9 protein-coding genes are annotated in these 15,446 nt (G+C 71.6%); 2 read left to right on the top strand and 7 right to left on the bottom strand.

What is annotated here, in order from left to right; translation table 11 throughout:
* Window positions 1-248 precede the first annotated feature (248 nt).
* Window positions 249-2,732: a murein biosynthesis integral membrane protein MurJ gene (gene murJ / locus P3T27_RS01770; RefSeq protein ID WP_280673884.1), complete on the bottom strand. Its 2,484-nt coding sequence runs from the start codon at window positions 2,730-2,732 to the stop codon at window positions 249-251.
* 57 nt (window positions 2,733-2,789) lie between these two features.
* On the bottom strand, window positions 2,790-5,375 hold the full coding sequence (locus P3T27_RS01765; protein WP_280673883.1) for a DUF6049 family protein: 2,586 nt from the start codon (window positions 5,373-5,375) through the stop codon (window positions 2,790-2,792).
* A 331-nt stretch (window positions 5,376-5,706) separates the two neighbouring features.
* Between P3T27_RS01765 and P3T27_RS01760 the strand changes: the two genes are divergently transcribed.
* Complete coding sequence (locus tag P3T27_RS01760; RefSeq protein WP_280674104.1) at window positions 5,707-7,131, top strand: CCA tRNA nucleotidyltransferase; 1,425 nt, start codon at window positions 5,707-5,709, stop codon at window positions 7,129-7,131.
* Between the two features lie 62 nt (window positions 7,132-7,193).
* On the opposite strand, the gene P3T27_RS01755 is transcribed toward P3T27_RS01760, so the two are convergent.
* From P3T27_RS01755 to P3T27_RS01735, 5 genes are all read right to left on the bottom strand, one after another.
* The gene (locus tag P3T27_RS01755; protein ID WP_280673882.1) at window positions 7,194-8,231 is read right to left on the bottom strand and encodes a hypothetical protein; all 1,038 of its coding nucleotides are present in this window, start codon (window positions 8,229-8,231) and stop codon (window positions 7,194-7,196) included.
* Window positions 8,232-8,286: 55 nt separating this feature from the next.
* The gene (locus tag P3T27_RS01750; protein ID WP_280673877.1) at window positions 8,287-8,946 is read right to left on the bottom strand and encodes a hypothetical protein; all 660 of its coding nucleotides are present in this window, start codon (window positions 8,944-8,946) and stop codon (window positions 8,287-8,289) included.
* Between the two features lie 90 nt (window positions 8,947-9,036).
* Window positions 9,037-10,374, bottom strand: coding sequence for an MFS transporter (locus tag P3T27_RS01745; RefSeq protein ID WP_280673875.1), 1,338 nt, complete (start codon window positions 10,372-10,374; stop codon window positions 9,037-9,039).
* A gap of 133 nt (window positions 10,375-10,507) precedes the next feature.
* Window positions 10,508-11,590, bottom strand: a complete 1,083-nt coding sequence (locus P3T27_RS01740) for an inositol-3-phosphate synthase (protein ID WP_280673873.1) — start codon at window positions 11,588-11,590, stop codon at window positions 10,508-10,510.
* Between the two features lie 126 nt (window positions 11,591-11,716).
* Window positions 11,717-12,418: a PadR family transcriptional regulator gene (locus P3T27_RS01735; protein WP_280673871.1), complete on the bottom strand. Its 702-nt coding sequence runs from the start codon at window positions 12,416-12,418 to the stop codon at window positions 11,717-11,719.
* A 353-nt stretch (window positions 12,419-12,771) separates the two neighbouring features.
* On the opposite strand from P3T27_RS01735, the gene P3T27_RS01730 reads away from it, so the two are divergent.
* Window positions 12,772-15,414 carry a transglycosylase domain-containing protein gene (locus P3T27_RS01730; protein ID WP_280673869.1) on the top strand — a complete coding sequence of 881 codons (2,643 nt, stop codon included), beginning with the start codon at window positions 12,772-12,774 and terminating at the stop codon, window positions 15,412-15,414.
* Window positions 15,415-15,446 lie beyond the last annotated feature (32 nt).

Here is a 15,446-nt window from a genome sequence, read left to right as displayed (position 1 = left end):
TGGCGGTCCCGTGCTCCAGGACAATTGTGCCCACTCTTCTCCACCGAGTACGACCGCTGAAGGGCCTGCTCGGTTGCATGACGGTGGAGAGATGTGGTGCAGACCCGACACCGGGCCGCCATCTGGCGGCCCGGGCGGATCCGGGCGCGGGCGGCGGCCCGACACCCGGCCGGACGGGCGGAGGAGCCGGTGGCTCCGGTTGACGCCCGGTCAGGGCGCCCGCTCGTCCGGTCGGTTGGTGCGGTGGATCAGCGGCCCAGCCGGCCGCGAACCATGCCGAGCATGGCGTTGAGCTCCTCGATCCGCAGGCGCTTCGCGATGAACACGAACACCGCCAGTTGGAGGCCGCCGGCCGCGACGAGGGAGAGCACGCTGCCCATCCAACCGTCGAGCACCTGCTGGACCGCCAGGCTGACGCCGAGGCCGACGACCGTGGCCGGCACGCAGGCGGTGGCCAGCCGACTGTAGGTCCTGGCGATCCGCTTGCTGTCCAGCCCGCCGATCTTCTTCTTCAGCTTCGGCAGCGCGACCGCCACTCCGACGGCGTAGGCCAGACCATAGCCGAAGGCCATCCCGATCACGGCCCACTGGGCGGGCAGCGTGAACCAGCAGACCAGCGAGAACCCGGCCTGGCAGACGGCGACCCAGACGGTGTTGGAGAAGGGAGTCCGGGTGTCCTCGTAGGCGTAGAAGCCGCGCAGCATCACGTACTGGGCCGAGTACGGGATCAGCCCGAGCGCGAAGGCCGAGAGCATCAGGCCGACGTTGGTCGCGTTGTCCAGGGCCCGGTCACCGCCGCCGACGGCGTAGATCGAGCGGCCGATCGCCGGGCCGAGCGACAGGAACAGGAAGGCGCCCGGGACGACCGCCACCGCGCTGGTGCGCAGCCCGTACGACAGGTCGTCGCGGACGGCGCCGGCGTCCTCGTCGGCGGCCGCCCGGGAGAGCCGGGGGAGCACCGCGCTCATGATCGAGACGGTGATCACGGCCTGCGGGAGCTGCCAGATCAGCAGGGCGTTGGAGAACGCCGCGAGGCCGACGCCCTCGTGGCCGCCCGTCTTGGCGGCGCTGCCGGCGGCGGTGGCCAGCTGGGTGATGACCAGGTAGCCGGCCTGGTTGGCGAGCACGAAGAAGAAGGTCCACTTGGCCAGCCGGGCGGCCTTGCCCAGGCCGTGGCCGCGCCAGTCGAAGCGGGGCCGGTAGCGGAAGCCGGCCGACCGCAGGTACGGGATCATCGCCAGGGACTGGACGACCAGGCCGAGCAGGGTGCCGAGGCCGAGCAGCCGGACGCCCTCGGGCGAGATGGTCTCGGGGGACACCCCCGTGCCGTCGTAGCCGCCGTACACCCAGATGTACGCGCCGAAGGTGAAGATCACCACGATGTTGTTCAGGACCGGGGTCCACATCATCGCGCCGAACCGGCCGCGGGCGTTGAGGATCTGCCCCATCACCACGTGGACGCCCATGAAGAAGATGGTCGGCAGGCAGTACCGGGCCAACGCCACCGTGGTCTCGGCGCGGGCCGCGTTCTCCATCATCGGGTGCGAGATCAGCTGCACCAGCAGCGGTGCCCCGAGCACCGCGAGGAACACCACGCCGCCGAGCCCGACCATCACCAGGGTGAGCAGCCGGCTGGCGTACGCGGTGCCGCCGTCCTCGTCGTTCTTCATGCTGCGCACCAGCTGCGGCACGAAGACCGCGTTCAGCGCGCCGCCGCCGATCAGGATGTACAGCAGGGTCGGCAGGGTGTACGCGGCGTTGTACGAGTCGCCCATGACGGCGACGCCGATGGCCGCGGTGATCACCATGGTCCGGACGAAGCCGGTGCCGCGGGAGACCAGCGTGCCGGCCGCCATGATCGCGCTGGAGTTCAGCAGGCTCGCGACCTTGCCGCCGCCGGCCGCCGGGGCGGGCTCGGCCGCGGGCGCCTGCTGGGCGGCGTGCTCGTCGGCGACGATGTCCGCCAGCGGCTCCACCGCCGGCGGCACCGCCACGGCGGCCACCTGCATGGTGGCCTCCTCCTCGGAGAGCGGCGGGTCGAACTCGATCGGAGGCACGTACGGGTGGTACCCGTCCGGAGCGCCGTGCGGCGGCTGCTGGCCCGGGTAGCCGCCCACCGGCGGGTACGGCGCGGGGGCGACCGGCGGCCCGGCGGTGGGGGGCACGGGAGCGCCCGGCGGCGTCATCGGCGGAATCGGGGCGGGCTGGGGCGCCGGCGGCTGGGCCGCGGCGTGCGCCGGGTGGCCGCCGAACAGCGCGTCCACCCCGACGTACTCGGTGGTCTCGCTGTCCCAGGTCGCGTGCGCCGGGCCCGGCTCCCACTGCTGCCGGGGCTGCTCCTGGCCGCCCCACTGGCCGCCGCCGGCCGGAGCCGGCGCCTCCTGCCAGGCGGCCTGCGCGGGGGTGTCCCAGCCGGGCTGCACCGGCGGCACCGGTGACGGGAACGGCGCCGGCGACGGGAACTGGGCTGGCGGCACCGGTGTCGGGTAGCCGCCGCCGTGCGGTGGCAGCTGCGGCGGCACGTCGTACGCGGTGGCCGGCGGCTGCGGCGTCGCGGGCCGGTCGGCCCGCAGGCCGTACGGGTCCTGGCCGGCCTGCGGGTTCCCGTACGCGTCGGCCGCGTACGGGTCCTGGGCGTAGGTGTCGGCCACGTACCAGTCGCCGGACGGCGACTCGGCGCCCGGCCGGTTCTCACCGCGGCCCGGCGGCCGCTCCTCGCTGCGCCCGGTCATGTCACCTCTTCGCTGTCGTGGGGGTGGCCGGCCCGGCGTTGCGGGGGGTCGGCGGTATCAAGGACCAACCTTCTCATCACTGGCGGTCCGATCCCGCCCATCCGCGCTGCTGCCGCGCGGTGTCTGCGCTGAGCCGGCGCTGTCGGAGCCGTCGTCGGGGCCGTCCTCCGGGCCGTCCTCGGCGGGTTCGCCGGTACCGTCCTCGGACTCGTCCCCGTCGGGGCCCCCGTCCTTCGCCGGGTCCGCCGCACCGCCCCCGGCCGGGCTGTCCCCGGCCGGGCTGTCCCCGGCCGGGCTGTCCCCGGCCGGGCCACCCGTCGCCGGGTCGTCGACCGGCTGGTCGCCGTCGGCGTGCGGCTGCCCGGCCCGCCGCTTGCGCTGGCGGACGAACCGCAGCGCGGCGAGCAGCAGGAGGAGGGCGGCGCCCGCGAAGACGTACAGCACGCCGTTGGTCACCGAGGTGACCTCGACCTGGAAGGTCTGCGCCGCGCCGTACTTCTGCGGGTTGGGGCCGGTGGTCCAGAGCTGGGCGGTCATGGTGACCGGCCCGTTGTTGTGCGCCTCGGCCTGGAACCGGAGGGTGACGCTCTGGGAGGCCGGGATGACCAGTTCCTCGTCCTTGCCCACCCGCAGCCGGTTGGGCTGGGTCGAGGTGAGCACCAGCTTGAGGTTGGTGACGGCCTGGGTCAGGTCGTTGCGGACGCTGACCTGGAGCAGACCGGTGTCACCGGAGAGGGTGACCACCGTCTTCGGCGGTACCCGGACGGCCCTGGTCAGCTCGTCCAGGTAGTCGGTGACGCCGTCCCGGTAGCTGCTGCCGGCCGACGCGTCGGTGCGCCACTCGGTGGACAGCGAGCGGACCATCGCGGCGCTGAAGGGGCCGCGCACCCGCTGCGGCAGGGTGAGCACCCGCATCAGCGTGTCCAGGTCGTGCTGGATGCCGTCGGTCTTGCTCAGGTCGTCCGCCGACAGCTCCGAGGCGCGGGCCTGGGCCGGGTAGTCGGTGGCCGCCGGGACGGCGGTGGTGGCCTTCGGGTCGGGCGAGGCCTGGGCCAGCGTGTCCAGCTTGACCGGGGAGAGCCACTTGTCGGAGGCCGTCTGCAGGGCGCCCGCCAGCGCCTTGGCGGTGCTCACGGTCATCTCGCGCGGCGGCATCACCAGCAGGCCGCGCGGGTTCTGCGGCTGCTCGTGGGTGATCGTGTACGTCTCGGCGAGGAAGCGCTGGGTCGCCTGGGTCTGCGCCTGCGGGGTGGTGAGGTCGGTCTGGAACAGCCCGGAGACGGTCTCGTCGGCGACCACCGCGTTCTGCCCGTTGCCGATCGGGCGTACCGCGGTCGGGGTGTAGGTGATCGAGTCCGACTCCGGCATGCTCGTGCCGTTGACCAGCAGCAGGTTGCTGCCCGCCTGCTGGGCGACGCCGGCGATCTGCTGGTCGAGGTAGCCCTGGTACGGCCAGGCCACGTCCGAGCGGGTGTCGACGGACAGCCGCCCCTCGACGGTGAGCCGGCCGGCGGTGGCGGCCTTGTTCAGGGCGGTGCCCATCCCGGTCAGGTCGGCGCCGTTGTGCGCGATCGACGCGAGGTCCGGGTCGGCGTACGGCAGCGACACCACCTGGGCGCCCGGCTTGGCGACGGCGGCCCGCAGCTTGTCCAGCCAGGCCGTGGCCGCGGCCTGGCCGTTGCCGAGGACGGTGTTGTCGTCCTTGGCCGGCTTGCCGACGGAGTCGTGGCCCGGCTTCTGCACCCGGTACTGCTTGGTCATCGCGAACGCGGCGTCCAACAGGTCCGGGTCGACCACCCAGGTCAGCCCGGGCAGCTTGGCCCCGGTGTCCACCAGCTCGTACAGCCGGCCGCCCGGGGAGAACTCGGCGGTCAGGCTGTCGTCGCGCAGGACGGGGACGGTCTGGTCGTTCTCGGAGGTGGTCTGTGCGGCCAGCACCGGCGCGTGCACCAGCGGCCAGAGCGTGGTGATCTTGGTGGGTTGCGCCTCGGCGCCGCCCGGGTTGTACGGCAGGAAGGTCCGGGCGATGCCCAGCGGCCGGTCGCGCTGGTTGTCGGCGGTCGAGCCCCAGGCGTCCACCGCGAGCTCGTAGACGCCGCTCTCGGACAGTCCGAGGTCGCTCACCGCGACGCCCAGGGTGTACGGCTGGCTCTGGCCCGGGCCCAGCTCCGGCAGGGCGTACTGCGGGCTGTCCAGCTCCACGCCGTCCGAGTTGGCCGGGCCGGAGCGGTCGGCCACCGAGGAGAGCTCGCTGCGCCGCTGCAGCGGCTTGCCCGACACCGGCTTGCGGACGGCCGCGTGGGCGCCCTTGAGCGCCGACTTGCCGGTGTTGGTGACGTGCCCGGTGATCGTCACGGTGCCGTTCGGACTGGCCACCTGCGGCGCCACCGTGTCGATGGTCATCACCACCGGGTACTCGGCCGTGGACCCGCTGTCGGCGGCCGGCCGGACGTTGCCCCCGCTCGGCAGCGCCTCGGCGGGGGCGACCGCCGCGAACAGGGTTATGGCGGCCCCGCAGGCGGCGGCGAGGCGGCGGGCCGCACGCCTCGCGCGCAGTCCCGGTCCGCGCCCCTCGACGGTCCGTTCGGTCCGTTCGGGCTGTCGGTGCGCCCCCAGGCCCGAGTGCCGTGCCGGCTCACTCACTCGTTCCGCCCTCGCCGTTCTCGATCGCTCGCTGCTGATGCTGTTCGCTTGACGCTCTTCGCTTGACGCTGTTCGCCGTGCCGGTGCCGCGGATGCTCCGCCGGCCACGGCGGCGCGCGACACCGCATCCCCTGTCCGGTGCCCGAGACTCGTCCACCGGCATGGTAACGATGCAGCCCGGGATGCAGTGTTGCGGGCCTTGGGGTGAGACGCCCAAAACGCGCGGGCGGTTGACCTGCCGGGCCACGTACTCTTGTGAGCCGTGTCCACTGCCAATGAGCCCACCGCGCGCATCGACCCTTCCAGCACCGCCGTCCAGGTCGTCCCAGGCCTGAGCGAGGCCCAGACCCTGGGGCTGCAAGAGCTGCTGCGGGTGTCGCCGGTCGCCGACGAGATCGCCCGCCGGTTCGAGGCGGCCGGTCACCGGCTGGCCCTGGTCGGCGGCTCGGTGCGGGACGCGCTGCTCGGCCGGCTCGGCAACGACCTGGACTTCACCACCGACGCCCGCCCGCAGCAGGTGCTCAAGCTGGTCAAGGGCTGGGCGGACGCGGTCTGGGACGTCGGCATCGCCTTCGGCACGGTCGGTGCCCGCAAGGACACCGCCGAGGGCTCCTTCCTGATCGAGATCACCACCTACCGCTCCGAGGCGTACGACCGGACCTCCCGCAAGCCCGAGGTCACCTACGGCGACACCATCGAGCAGGACCTGGTCCGCCGGGACTTCACCGTCAACGCGATGGCCGTCGACCTGCCCGGCCGCGGCTTCGTCGACCCGCACCACGGCCTGGACGACCTGGAAGCCCGGGTGCTGCGCACCCCCGCCACCCCCGAGGAGTCCTTCTCCGACGACCCGCTGCGGATGATGCGGGCCGCCCGCTTCGCGGCCCAGCTCGACTTCGACCCGGCCCCCGAGGTGATCGCCGCGATGACCGCGATGGCCGAGCGGATCACCATCGTCTCGGCCGAGCGCGTCCAGGCCGAGCTGAACAAGCTGCTGCTGGCCAAGCAGCCGGTGAAGGGCCTGCGGCTCCTGGTCGACACCGGCCTGGCCGACCACGTGCTGCCCGAGCTGCCCGCGCTGCGGCTGGAGCGCGACGAGCACCACCGGCACAAGGACGTCTACGAGCACTCGCTGACCGTCCTGGAGCAGGCCATCGCCCTGGAGCAGGACGGCCCGGACCTCATCCTGCGGCTGGCCGCGCTGCTGCACGACATCGGCAAGCCGCGCACCCGCCGCTTCGAGTCGGACGGCCGGGTCTCCTTCCACCACCACGAGGTGGTCGGCGCCAAGATGACCCGCAAGCGGATGCGCGAGCTCAAGTACTCCAAGGAGCTCACCGAGGACGTCTCGCGCCTGGTCGAGCTGCACCTGCGCTTCCACGGCTACGGCGGCGGCGAGTGGACCGACTCCGCGGTGCGCCGCTACGTCACCGACGCCGGGCCGCTGCTGGAGCGCCTGCACAAGCTCACCCGCTCCGACTGCACCACCCGCAACCGCAAGAAGGCGACGGCGCTGTCGCGCACCTACGACGGCCTGGAGCAGCGGATCGTCGAGCTGAGGGCCCAGGAGGAACTGGACGCCGTCCGCCCGGCGCTGGACGGCAACCAGATCATGGAGCTGCTCGGCCTCAGGCCCGGCCCGCAGGTCGGCAAGGCGTACAAGCACATGCTCGAACTCCGGCTGGAGCACGGCCCGATGGAGCACGACGAGGCGGTGGCCGCGCTGCGGGCCTGGTGGGCCGGGCAGCAGGGCTGAGGGGTGTGACGAGGGGTGGTCGCGGCCGTCGGCCGGGACCACCCCTCGGGCGTGCCGGAAGGTCAGCCGTGGAGGCTCTGCAGGCAGAGCACGTAGCTGAGGGAGGGCAGGTTGGAGTACGTGCGGGTGTAGGTGCTGTCCGACTTCGGCTGCTTCTCGCAGACCTTCTCGTCGGAGGTGGCGAGGTACTTGAAGACCACCTTGTACTGGGCGCGGGAGTCGCCGCAGGGCAGCATGGTGATCTTCGGGTTGGCGTCGTGGGTCGCGCCGGTGCCGTTCTCGTTGCGCAGGCAGTCGCCGGACTTGGCCTGGTCGATGCTGTTCGCCTCGGTGCTCGGGTCGGACGGCGGCGGCAGCGTGATGCTGGGCAGCGGCGGCATCGTGAACGTCGGCGAGGGGAACGGCCGCGGCGTGTAGGTCGGCAGTGGCGGCGGCGAGAAGGTGGACACCGGGGGCACCGTCACCGTCGGGATCGCGATCGGCTTGGCCGGGTCGTCCTGCTTCGGGCCGAGCGCCCCGGTGGCGGCCAGCACGAGCGTGACGACCAGCGAGAGCGGCAGCAGCAGCATCAGCGCGTGCGGCCGCCGGCCCAGCGGGACGCCGGGGTCGAGCTGGGGGCCGTGGCTGCCCGGGACGGGCGGCGGCAGCTGCTTGATCCGGCCGTTGGGGACGAGGTTCAACAGCAGGGTGATCGGCGCCAGCAGCACCGACACCGGGCTCCACCAGCCCTGGACCAGGGTGCGGGCGGACATGTCGCGCACCGTCGCCGTCCCGCAGGTGCGACAGAACGGGCCCGGCATCCGCAGCATCCGGTAGGCCAGGAGCAGGCCCTGGTGGCCGCGGACGGTGGTGTCCACAGCCGGGAAGCCGCCGCAGAAGCGGCAGGTGGGCCCGTCCTGCGGCGCCGGCGGCGGGTACCCGTAGCCGTAGCCGGGCGCGGGCTGCGGGGGGTAGCCGTACGGCTGGTCGGGCGGCGGCGGGGCGGTCGGGTGGCCGTAGCCGGGCGGCGGGCCCGGCGGCGGGGGCGGGGTCGGTGCGCCGTAGGGGTTCCCGGCGGCGTACGGGTTGCCGTCGTCGGGCGGCTGAGAGCCGTAGGGCATCTGGGGCGGCGGAACGGACAAGAGGTCCCCCGGGGAAACGGTGGTGGTGGAGAGGTCAGGACTTCTTCACCGGCGGGGTGCCGGCGGGGGCCATCGGGCCGAGGCAGAGCACGTACCGCTTCTTGTTCCAGCGGCGCCCGCTCTTGCCCGAGACGGCGCTGGTGGTCTGCGGTGTCTGGCGGCAGCGGTTCACGTCGGTGGTGTCGTCGAACTTCGACAGCACTCGGTAATTCGCTGTGGAGTCAGTGCACTTGACGATCTCGACATCGCGCGTACCGCTCACCCGGACGCAGTCGCCGGGCTTGGCGCTGCTGACGGCCGGGCCGCTGACGAAGTAGCCGACGGCCAGGGCGATGCAGCCGCCGACCACGCCGACGGCCTTCAGCCGGGCCTTGACGCCGCGCTTCTTCCCACCGGGCGCGTCGGCGGCCGGGGCGGGCTGCGGATAGCCGTACGGTCCGGCGGGCGGCTGCTGACCGTACGGGGACTGCTGCCCGTACGGCGGCTGGGCGCCGTAGCCTGGAGGCTGCTGGCCGTACGCCGGGGGCGGCCCGAAGCCGGGCGGGGCGGGCTGCGGCGGCCCGGGCTGCGGTTGCGGCTGCGAGGGGATGTACGGCTGCGGCTGCCCGTACTGCGGCGGCGGCCCGAACTGCGGGGCCTGCTGCGGCTGCCCGTACGGCGGCGGCGGCCCGTACGGGCCGGGCGGTGTGCTCATCAGTTCGTCCCCCGAGACCGAGTGCTGTCGCTCCGACAGGTCTGACGTACCTTAGCGAGTCGGTCGGACGCCACCGGTGCCCAGGGGACTTCAGGAGTGCTGGTCACCGGGGAGCGGACCGTGGCGCCGGGCGGCGCGCAGGTAGAGGACCGCCGCGAGCCCGTACACCGCCGCGACCCCGGCGAGCACCGCGACCGAGCGGCCGGAGAGTGGCAGCACCAGCGCGGTGACCAGGGCGGCGACCACGAAGGCGACGTTGAACAGCACGTCGTAGATCGCGAAGACCCGGCCGCGGTACTCGTCCTCGACCGACTCCTGGACCACGGTGTCGGCGCAGATCTTGGTGCCCTGGGTGACCACCCCGAGCAGCAGCGCCGCGATCAGGCAGGGCAGCAGGGTGAAGCTCAGGCCCAGTGCCGGGACGAAGACCACCGGGGCCGCCAGACAGACCGTCATCCAGCCGGTCAGGCCGAGCCGCCGGGTGCACCAGGGGCTGACCACCGCGGCGACGAAGAACCCGGCGGCGGAGAGGCCGACCGCCTGGCCGAGCGTGACCAGCCCGGCCGCGCTGTCGGTCGGGTCGTTGAAGGTGTACCGGGCGAGCATCACCACGACCACGATCAGCACGCCGTAGCAGAACCGGGCCGCGGTGACGGCGGCCAGCGCGTGGACGGCGGGCCGGCAGTCCCGCACCAGGTGGCGGACGGCGGCGCCGAGTTCGACGGCGGCCCGGACCAGCGCCTGGCCGAGCGCCGGGCGGTCGCCGTGCTTCTCCGGGCCGAGCAGGTCCCGGTCCATCCGGCGGGCGGCCAGCGCGGCCGACAGGTAGAGCAGCGCGGCCACCGTGACCAGCGCGGCGTCCGCCTTCGGCCCGGGGGTCATCACCTGGTGCAGCAGGAAGCCGACGCCCCCGCCGGAGGCGGCGGCGACCGTGCCGAGGGTGGGGGAGAGCGCGTTGGCGGTGACCAGTTGGTCCTGCTCCACCACCCGGGGCAGGGCGGCGGACAGCCCGGCCAGGATGAACCGGTTGAGCGCGGTGACCAGCAGCGCCGAGGCGAAGAACAGCCAGGTCGGCGCCTCGGCCAGGAGCAGGGCGCCGGTGACCAGCCCGAGTCCGAAGCGGGCCAGGTTGCCGTAGTAGAGCACCTGGCGGCGGCGCCAGCGGTCCAGCAGCACACCGGCGAACGGGCCGATCACCGAGAACGGCAGCAGCATCACGGCCAGGACCGAGGCGATGTCGGCGGGGGAGGACTGCTTCTCCGGGGAGAACACCACGTAGGCGGCGAGCGAGACCTGGAAGACGCCGTCCGAGAGCTGGGAGAGCACCCGGGCGGTCAGCAGTCGGCGGAAGTCCCGACCGCGGAGCAGGCCGAGAAGCGTGGCACGGTGCGCGGACTGGTGGGTGCTGCCGTTCTCGGTGATCGCCACCCGCCCAGGGTCCCACGGAACCGGTCGCTGTTTCACGTGAAACATTCGGCGGGAAACGGTGAAGGGCCCACGATCCGATCGTGGGCCCTTCGATGAGGCCAGGGCCCCTAGCGGCGGGTACCCGCCGTCAGCTTCAGCGCTCGACCTCGCCGCGGATGAACTTCTCGACGTTCTCCTTGGCCTCGTCGTCGAAGTACTGGACCGGCGGGGACTTCATGAAGTACGAGGAGGCCGACAGGATCGGGCCACCGATGCCGCGGTCCTTGGCGATCTTCGCGGCGCGCACGGCGTCGATGATGACACCGGCGGAGTTCGGGGAGTCCCAGACCTCGAGCTTGTACTCCAGGTTCAGCGGGACGTCGCCGAACGCGCGACCCTCCAGGCGGACGTACGCCCACTTGCGGTCGTCCAGCCAGGCCACGTAGTCCGACGGACCGATGTGGACGTTCCTGGCGCCCAGCTCGCGGTCGCGGATCTGCGAGGTGACGGCCTGGGTCTTGGAGATCTTCTTGGACTCCAGGCGCTCGCGCTCGAGCATGTTCTTGAAGTCCATGTTGCCGCCGACGTTCAGCTGCATGGTGCGCTCGAGGATGACACCGCGGTCCTCGAACAGCTTGGCCATCACGCGGTGCGTGATGGTGGCGCCGACCTGGGACTTGATGTCGTCACCGACGATCGGCACACCGGCCTCGGTGAACTTGTCCGCCCACTCCTTGGTGCCCGCGATGAACACCGGCAGGGCGTTCACGAAGGCGACCTTGGCGTCGATGGCGCACTGGGCGTAGAACTTGGCGGCGGCCTCGGAGCCCACCGGCAGGTAGCAGACCAGGACGTCGACCTGCTGGTCCTTCAGCACCTGGACGACGTCGACCGGGGCCTCGTCGGACTCCTCGATGGTCTCCAGGTAGTACTTGCCCAGGCCGTCGAGGGTGTGGCCGCGCTGGACGGTGACGCCGGTGGGCGGCACGTCGCAGATCTTGATGGTGTTGTTCTCGCTGTTGCCGATGGCGTCGGCCAGGTCGAAGCCGACCTTCTTGGCGTCGACGTCGAACGCGGCGACGAACTCCACGTCACGGACGTGGTACTCGCCGAACTGGACGTGCATCAGCCCGGGGACCTTGCCGGCCGGGTCGGCGTCCTTGTAGTACTCGACACCCTGCACCAGCGACGCGGCGCAGTTGCCCACGCCCACGATGGCTACGCGAACCGAACCCATTCCGGTTGCTCCCTGTGATCTCATGAGGGCCGCCGGGGTCGACGGCACTCGTCCTGCTTCTTCGATGACTGCATGTACGGGCGCAAGGCGCCCACTCCTGCCGCGCGGCACAGGGCTGACGCGGTGTCAGCGCTCCTGGTCGGAGCGCCCCGGGCGGTCGTACGGTGGCCCGGGCGGGTCCAGGGACCCTTCCTCCTGGCCACGGCCGTCCGAAGTCTTGTGGGGTACGGCGGTGGTGCTCCCGCCGGTGGCGGGCCCGGTCCGGCCGGTGCGGTTGGCGCGCTCGGTCTCGATCAGCTCGTTGAGCCACCGGACCTCGCGTTCCACCGACTCCAACCCGTGCCGCTGCAGCTCGACGGTGTAGTCGTCGAACCGCTCGCGGGCCCGGGCCAGCGAGTTGCGCATCTTCTCCAGGCGCTCCTCCAGCCGGCTGCGGCGCCCCTCCAGGACGCGCATCCGCACGGCCCGGTCGGTCTGGCCGAAGAACGCGAAGTGGACGCCGAAGTGCTCGTCCTCCCAGGCGTCGGGCCCGGAGTCGGCGAGCAACTCCTCGAAGCGCTGCTTGCCTTCGGGGGAGAGCCGGTAGACGGTCTTGGACCGCTTGCCGTTGAGCGCGGTGGCCGGGACGTACTCGACGTCCGGGTTGTCCTCGACCAGGAAACCCTGGGCGACCAGGCTCTTCAGGCAGGGGTAGAGCGTTCCGTAGGAGAACGCCCGCAACGTTCCGAGCAGGACGTTGAGCCGCTTGCGCAGCTCGTAGCCGTGCATCGGGGCGTCGTGGAGCAGGCCGAGAACGGCGAACTCCAGCACTCCTGAGCGCCTGCCCACTGCCGTCGTCCTCCTTCCTCTCGGCCCTCGTCCGGCCGCTGCATCCGGCGGTATGCCGCTTCGATGTATCGGCTCGATATATCGAGAACAGTAAACCTGGCCCCCGGAACGGGCAAGGGGGGCACGCGTGAATGTGATCACAAGGCGACGCGCGGCGGTGATTGGCAACGGGCGTGTAATGATCTGTTGCCGTTTTGCGGCCATTGGCGACTGATGCCCGATTAGGTGTGATTAACGGCTGCGTACGCTGTCGCGTGTGCACGAGGACCACCTCCGGGGTTAGGGCGGTTGGCGGGCATCGGACGTGAACCCTGCCTTCAGGCTGGAACCGCCTGGCGAGGAGTGGCTGCAACATGAGCGAACGACGGCGAAGGACGCCCAACCCGGGCGGTGACGGGCAGCAGCCCCCGGGAGGTGGAGACCGTCGGGGCGGACCCGGCCGTGACGAGTTGGGTTCGGCCGGAATCGGCCGCCGCCGCCCGCCGGGCGTGCGGGAGACCGCCCAGCAGCCCCGCATGGGCCGTGCCGAGATGCGCAAGGCCGCGCAGAAGGGTGGCAAGGGCGGCCGGCGCGGTGCCGCCGCCGCATCGGCGGCCGTCGCCGCCGGCCCGGGCAAGAAGCGGTTCATCGACTACCCGCGGTTCGGCAAGACCGGCATCAAGCGCTGGCTGCCGTCCTGGCGACAGTGGCTGACGGCCTGTCTGACCGTCTTCGCCGCCTTCGTCGGCCTGGTCTTCTACCTGTACCAGACCACCGTGGTCCCGCAGCTGAACGACCTGGTGAAGGATCAGAACACGATCTACTACTGGGCCGACAACTCGGAGATGACCCGCAAGGGCGAGACCAACCGTCAGATCGTCGAGCTCTCCGACATCAGCCCCAACCTGCAGAACGCGGTGATCGCCGCGGAGAACCAGAGCTTCCGCACCGACAGCGGCATCGACCCCAAGGGCATGCTCCGCGCCGTGTACAACATGGCGAAGGGCGGCGAGACCCAGGGCGCCTCGACGATCACCCAGCAGTACGTGAAGAACGCCTACCTCAGCCAGGAGCAGACCCTGAGCCGCAAGGTGAAGGAGTTCTTCATCACGCTGAAGATCAACCAGGAGAAGGACAAGAACGAGATCCTCAAGGGGTATCTCAACACCAGCTGGTTCGGTCGCGGAGCGAACGGTGCCCAGGCCGCCGCGCAGGCCTACTACGGGGTCGACGCCAAGGACCTGAACGTCTGCCAGAGCGCGATGCTGGCGGGCCTGTTGAAGGGCGCCGCGTACTTCGACCCCACCAAGCCGGAGAACAAGCAGCGGGCCAACGACCGGTGGACCTGGATCCTCGAGCAGATGGTGAAGACCAAGGCCATCACCCCGGAGGAGCGCGCCAAGTGCACCACGTTCCCGGACCCGGTCCCGCAGAAGCCCAGCTCCAGCATGAACGGTGAGGTCAGCTACCTGGTCGACACCGCGAACAAGTACCTGATGGCCACGGACAAGACGATCACCCAGCAGATGATCGACAAAGGTGGCCTGAAGGTCTACACCACCTTCGAGAAGGACAAGGTCGAGGCCCTGAAGAAGGCCGTCGACGACGTCAAGGGCGAGAACCTCAACCTGCAGAAGCGCCCCGACCTGGACAAGTGGGTGCAGTTCGGCTCCGCCAGCATCCGCCCCGGGGACGGCGCGATCGTCGCCCTCTACGGCGGCGACGGCGTGGAGAACGGCCACTTCGACAACAACGCCGACGCCATCGGGGTCCAGGTCGGCTCGACCTTCAAGCCCTTCGTGCTGGCCACCGCGATGCAGGTCGGCGTCCAGACGGCCACCGACGACAAGGGCAAGCCGAAGCGGATCAACGCCGACAGCCGCTACCTGTCCGACGACCTGTCCGAGATCCGCAAGCCGGACGGCTCGCTGGTGATCGGCGACGACGGCAAGCCCTACCGGCAGAAGAACGAGGACACCAGCAAGCACGGCTACGTCTCGCTGCGGCAGGCCATGCAGTACTCCTACAACGTGCCGTTCGTCCAGCTGAACCAGGACGTCGGCGGCCAGAACGTGGCCAACATCGCCGAGCAGATGGGCATCAAGAAGGAGAGCTTCGCCGACCCGAAGACCCCGACCTTCGCGCTCGGCACCTCCACCATCAGCCCGATCCGGATGGCCACCGGCTACGGCACGCTGGCGGCCAGCGGCAAGGAGTCCGAGCCCTACTCGGTCACCAAGGTCGAGGTGGACGGCAAGGAGCGCCCGGGCTTCGGCAAGAAGGAGCCCCGGGTGGCGCTGGAGCCGGCCGTCGCGGACAACGTCACCGACGTGCTGGTGAACGTGGCGAGCAACGGTACCGGTACCAAGACCAAGACCCTGGGCCGCCCGGTGGCCGGCAAGACCGGTACCACCGACCAGAACAAGTCGGCCTGGTGGGTCGGCTACACCCCGCAGCTGGTCACCAGCGTCGCGATGTGGCGCGAGGACCCGACCAAGCACGAGCGGCTGTCGCTCAACGGCACCGGCGGCAAGGAGTCCATCCACGGTGGTGACATCCCCACCGACATCTTCACCCGGTACATGAAGGTCGCGCTGGCCAACGAGAAGAAGCTGGACTTCCCGACGCCGACCCCGGTCGGCACCGAGGTCGACTCCTCCGGGGCCCCGAGCACCGCGTCCCCCACGTCCTCGCCGACGACGACCGACACCCCGTCGGCCCCGCCCACGACGCAGCCGACCGCCAACCAGCCCCCGCCGGCCGGCAACAACCCGCCGCAGCCGCCCGTGTCCACCCAGGGCCCGGGCTGTGTCCCGGGCGTGGACTGCCCGGCGTCGCCGAGCCAGACGCCGACGCAGACCAACCCCGGTCCGACGAGCAGCTGCGGCTTCCTCGGCTGTCACACGCCGCCGCCCACGACGCCGCCGACGGACACCAGCCCGAGCGGCAAGCCGTCGACCAAGCCGCCGACACCGTCCAGCACAGGCGGGTCACAGGGCGGCGCCCTGCTGCCCTGAGGCCACCCGCCGAGCGGATGAACGGCGGTGGC

This window comes from Kitasatospora sp. MAA19 (assembly GCF_029894125.1).
Taxonomy (GTDB): domain Bacteria; phylum Actinomycetota; class Actinomycetes; order Streptomycetales; family Streptomycetaceae; genus Kitasatospora.
This window is presented reverse-complemented; position numbering and strand designations above follow the sequence as displayed.

Bases quoted from the DNA above. Each gene is read 5' to 3' on its own strand.
- murJ (WP_280673884.1), bottom strand. From the start codon at position 2,732: ATGACCGGGCGCAGCGAGGAGCGGCCGCCGGGCCGCGGTGAGAACCGG.
- P3T27_RS01755 (WP_280673882.1), bottom strand. From the start codon at position 8,231: ATGCCCTACGGCTCTCAGCCGCCCGACGACGGCAACCCGTACGCCGCC.
- P3T27_RS01750 (WP_280673877.1), bottom strand. From the start codon at position 8,946: ATGAGCACACCGCCCGGCCCGTACGGGCCGCCGCCGCCGTACGGGCAG.
- P3T27_RS01740 (WP_280673873.1), bottom strand. From the start codon at position 11,590: ATGGGTTCGGTTCGCGTAGCCATCGTGGGCGTGGGCAACTGCGCCGCG.
- P3T27_RS01730 (WP_280673869.1), top strand. From the start codon at position 12,772: ATGAGCGAACGACGGCGAAGGACGCCCAACCCGGGCGGTGACGGGCAG.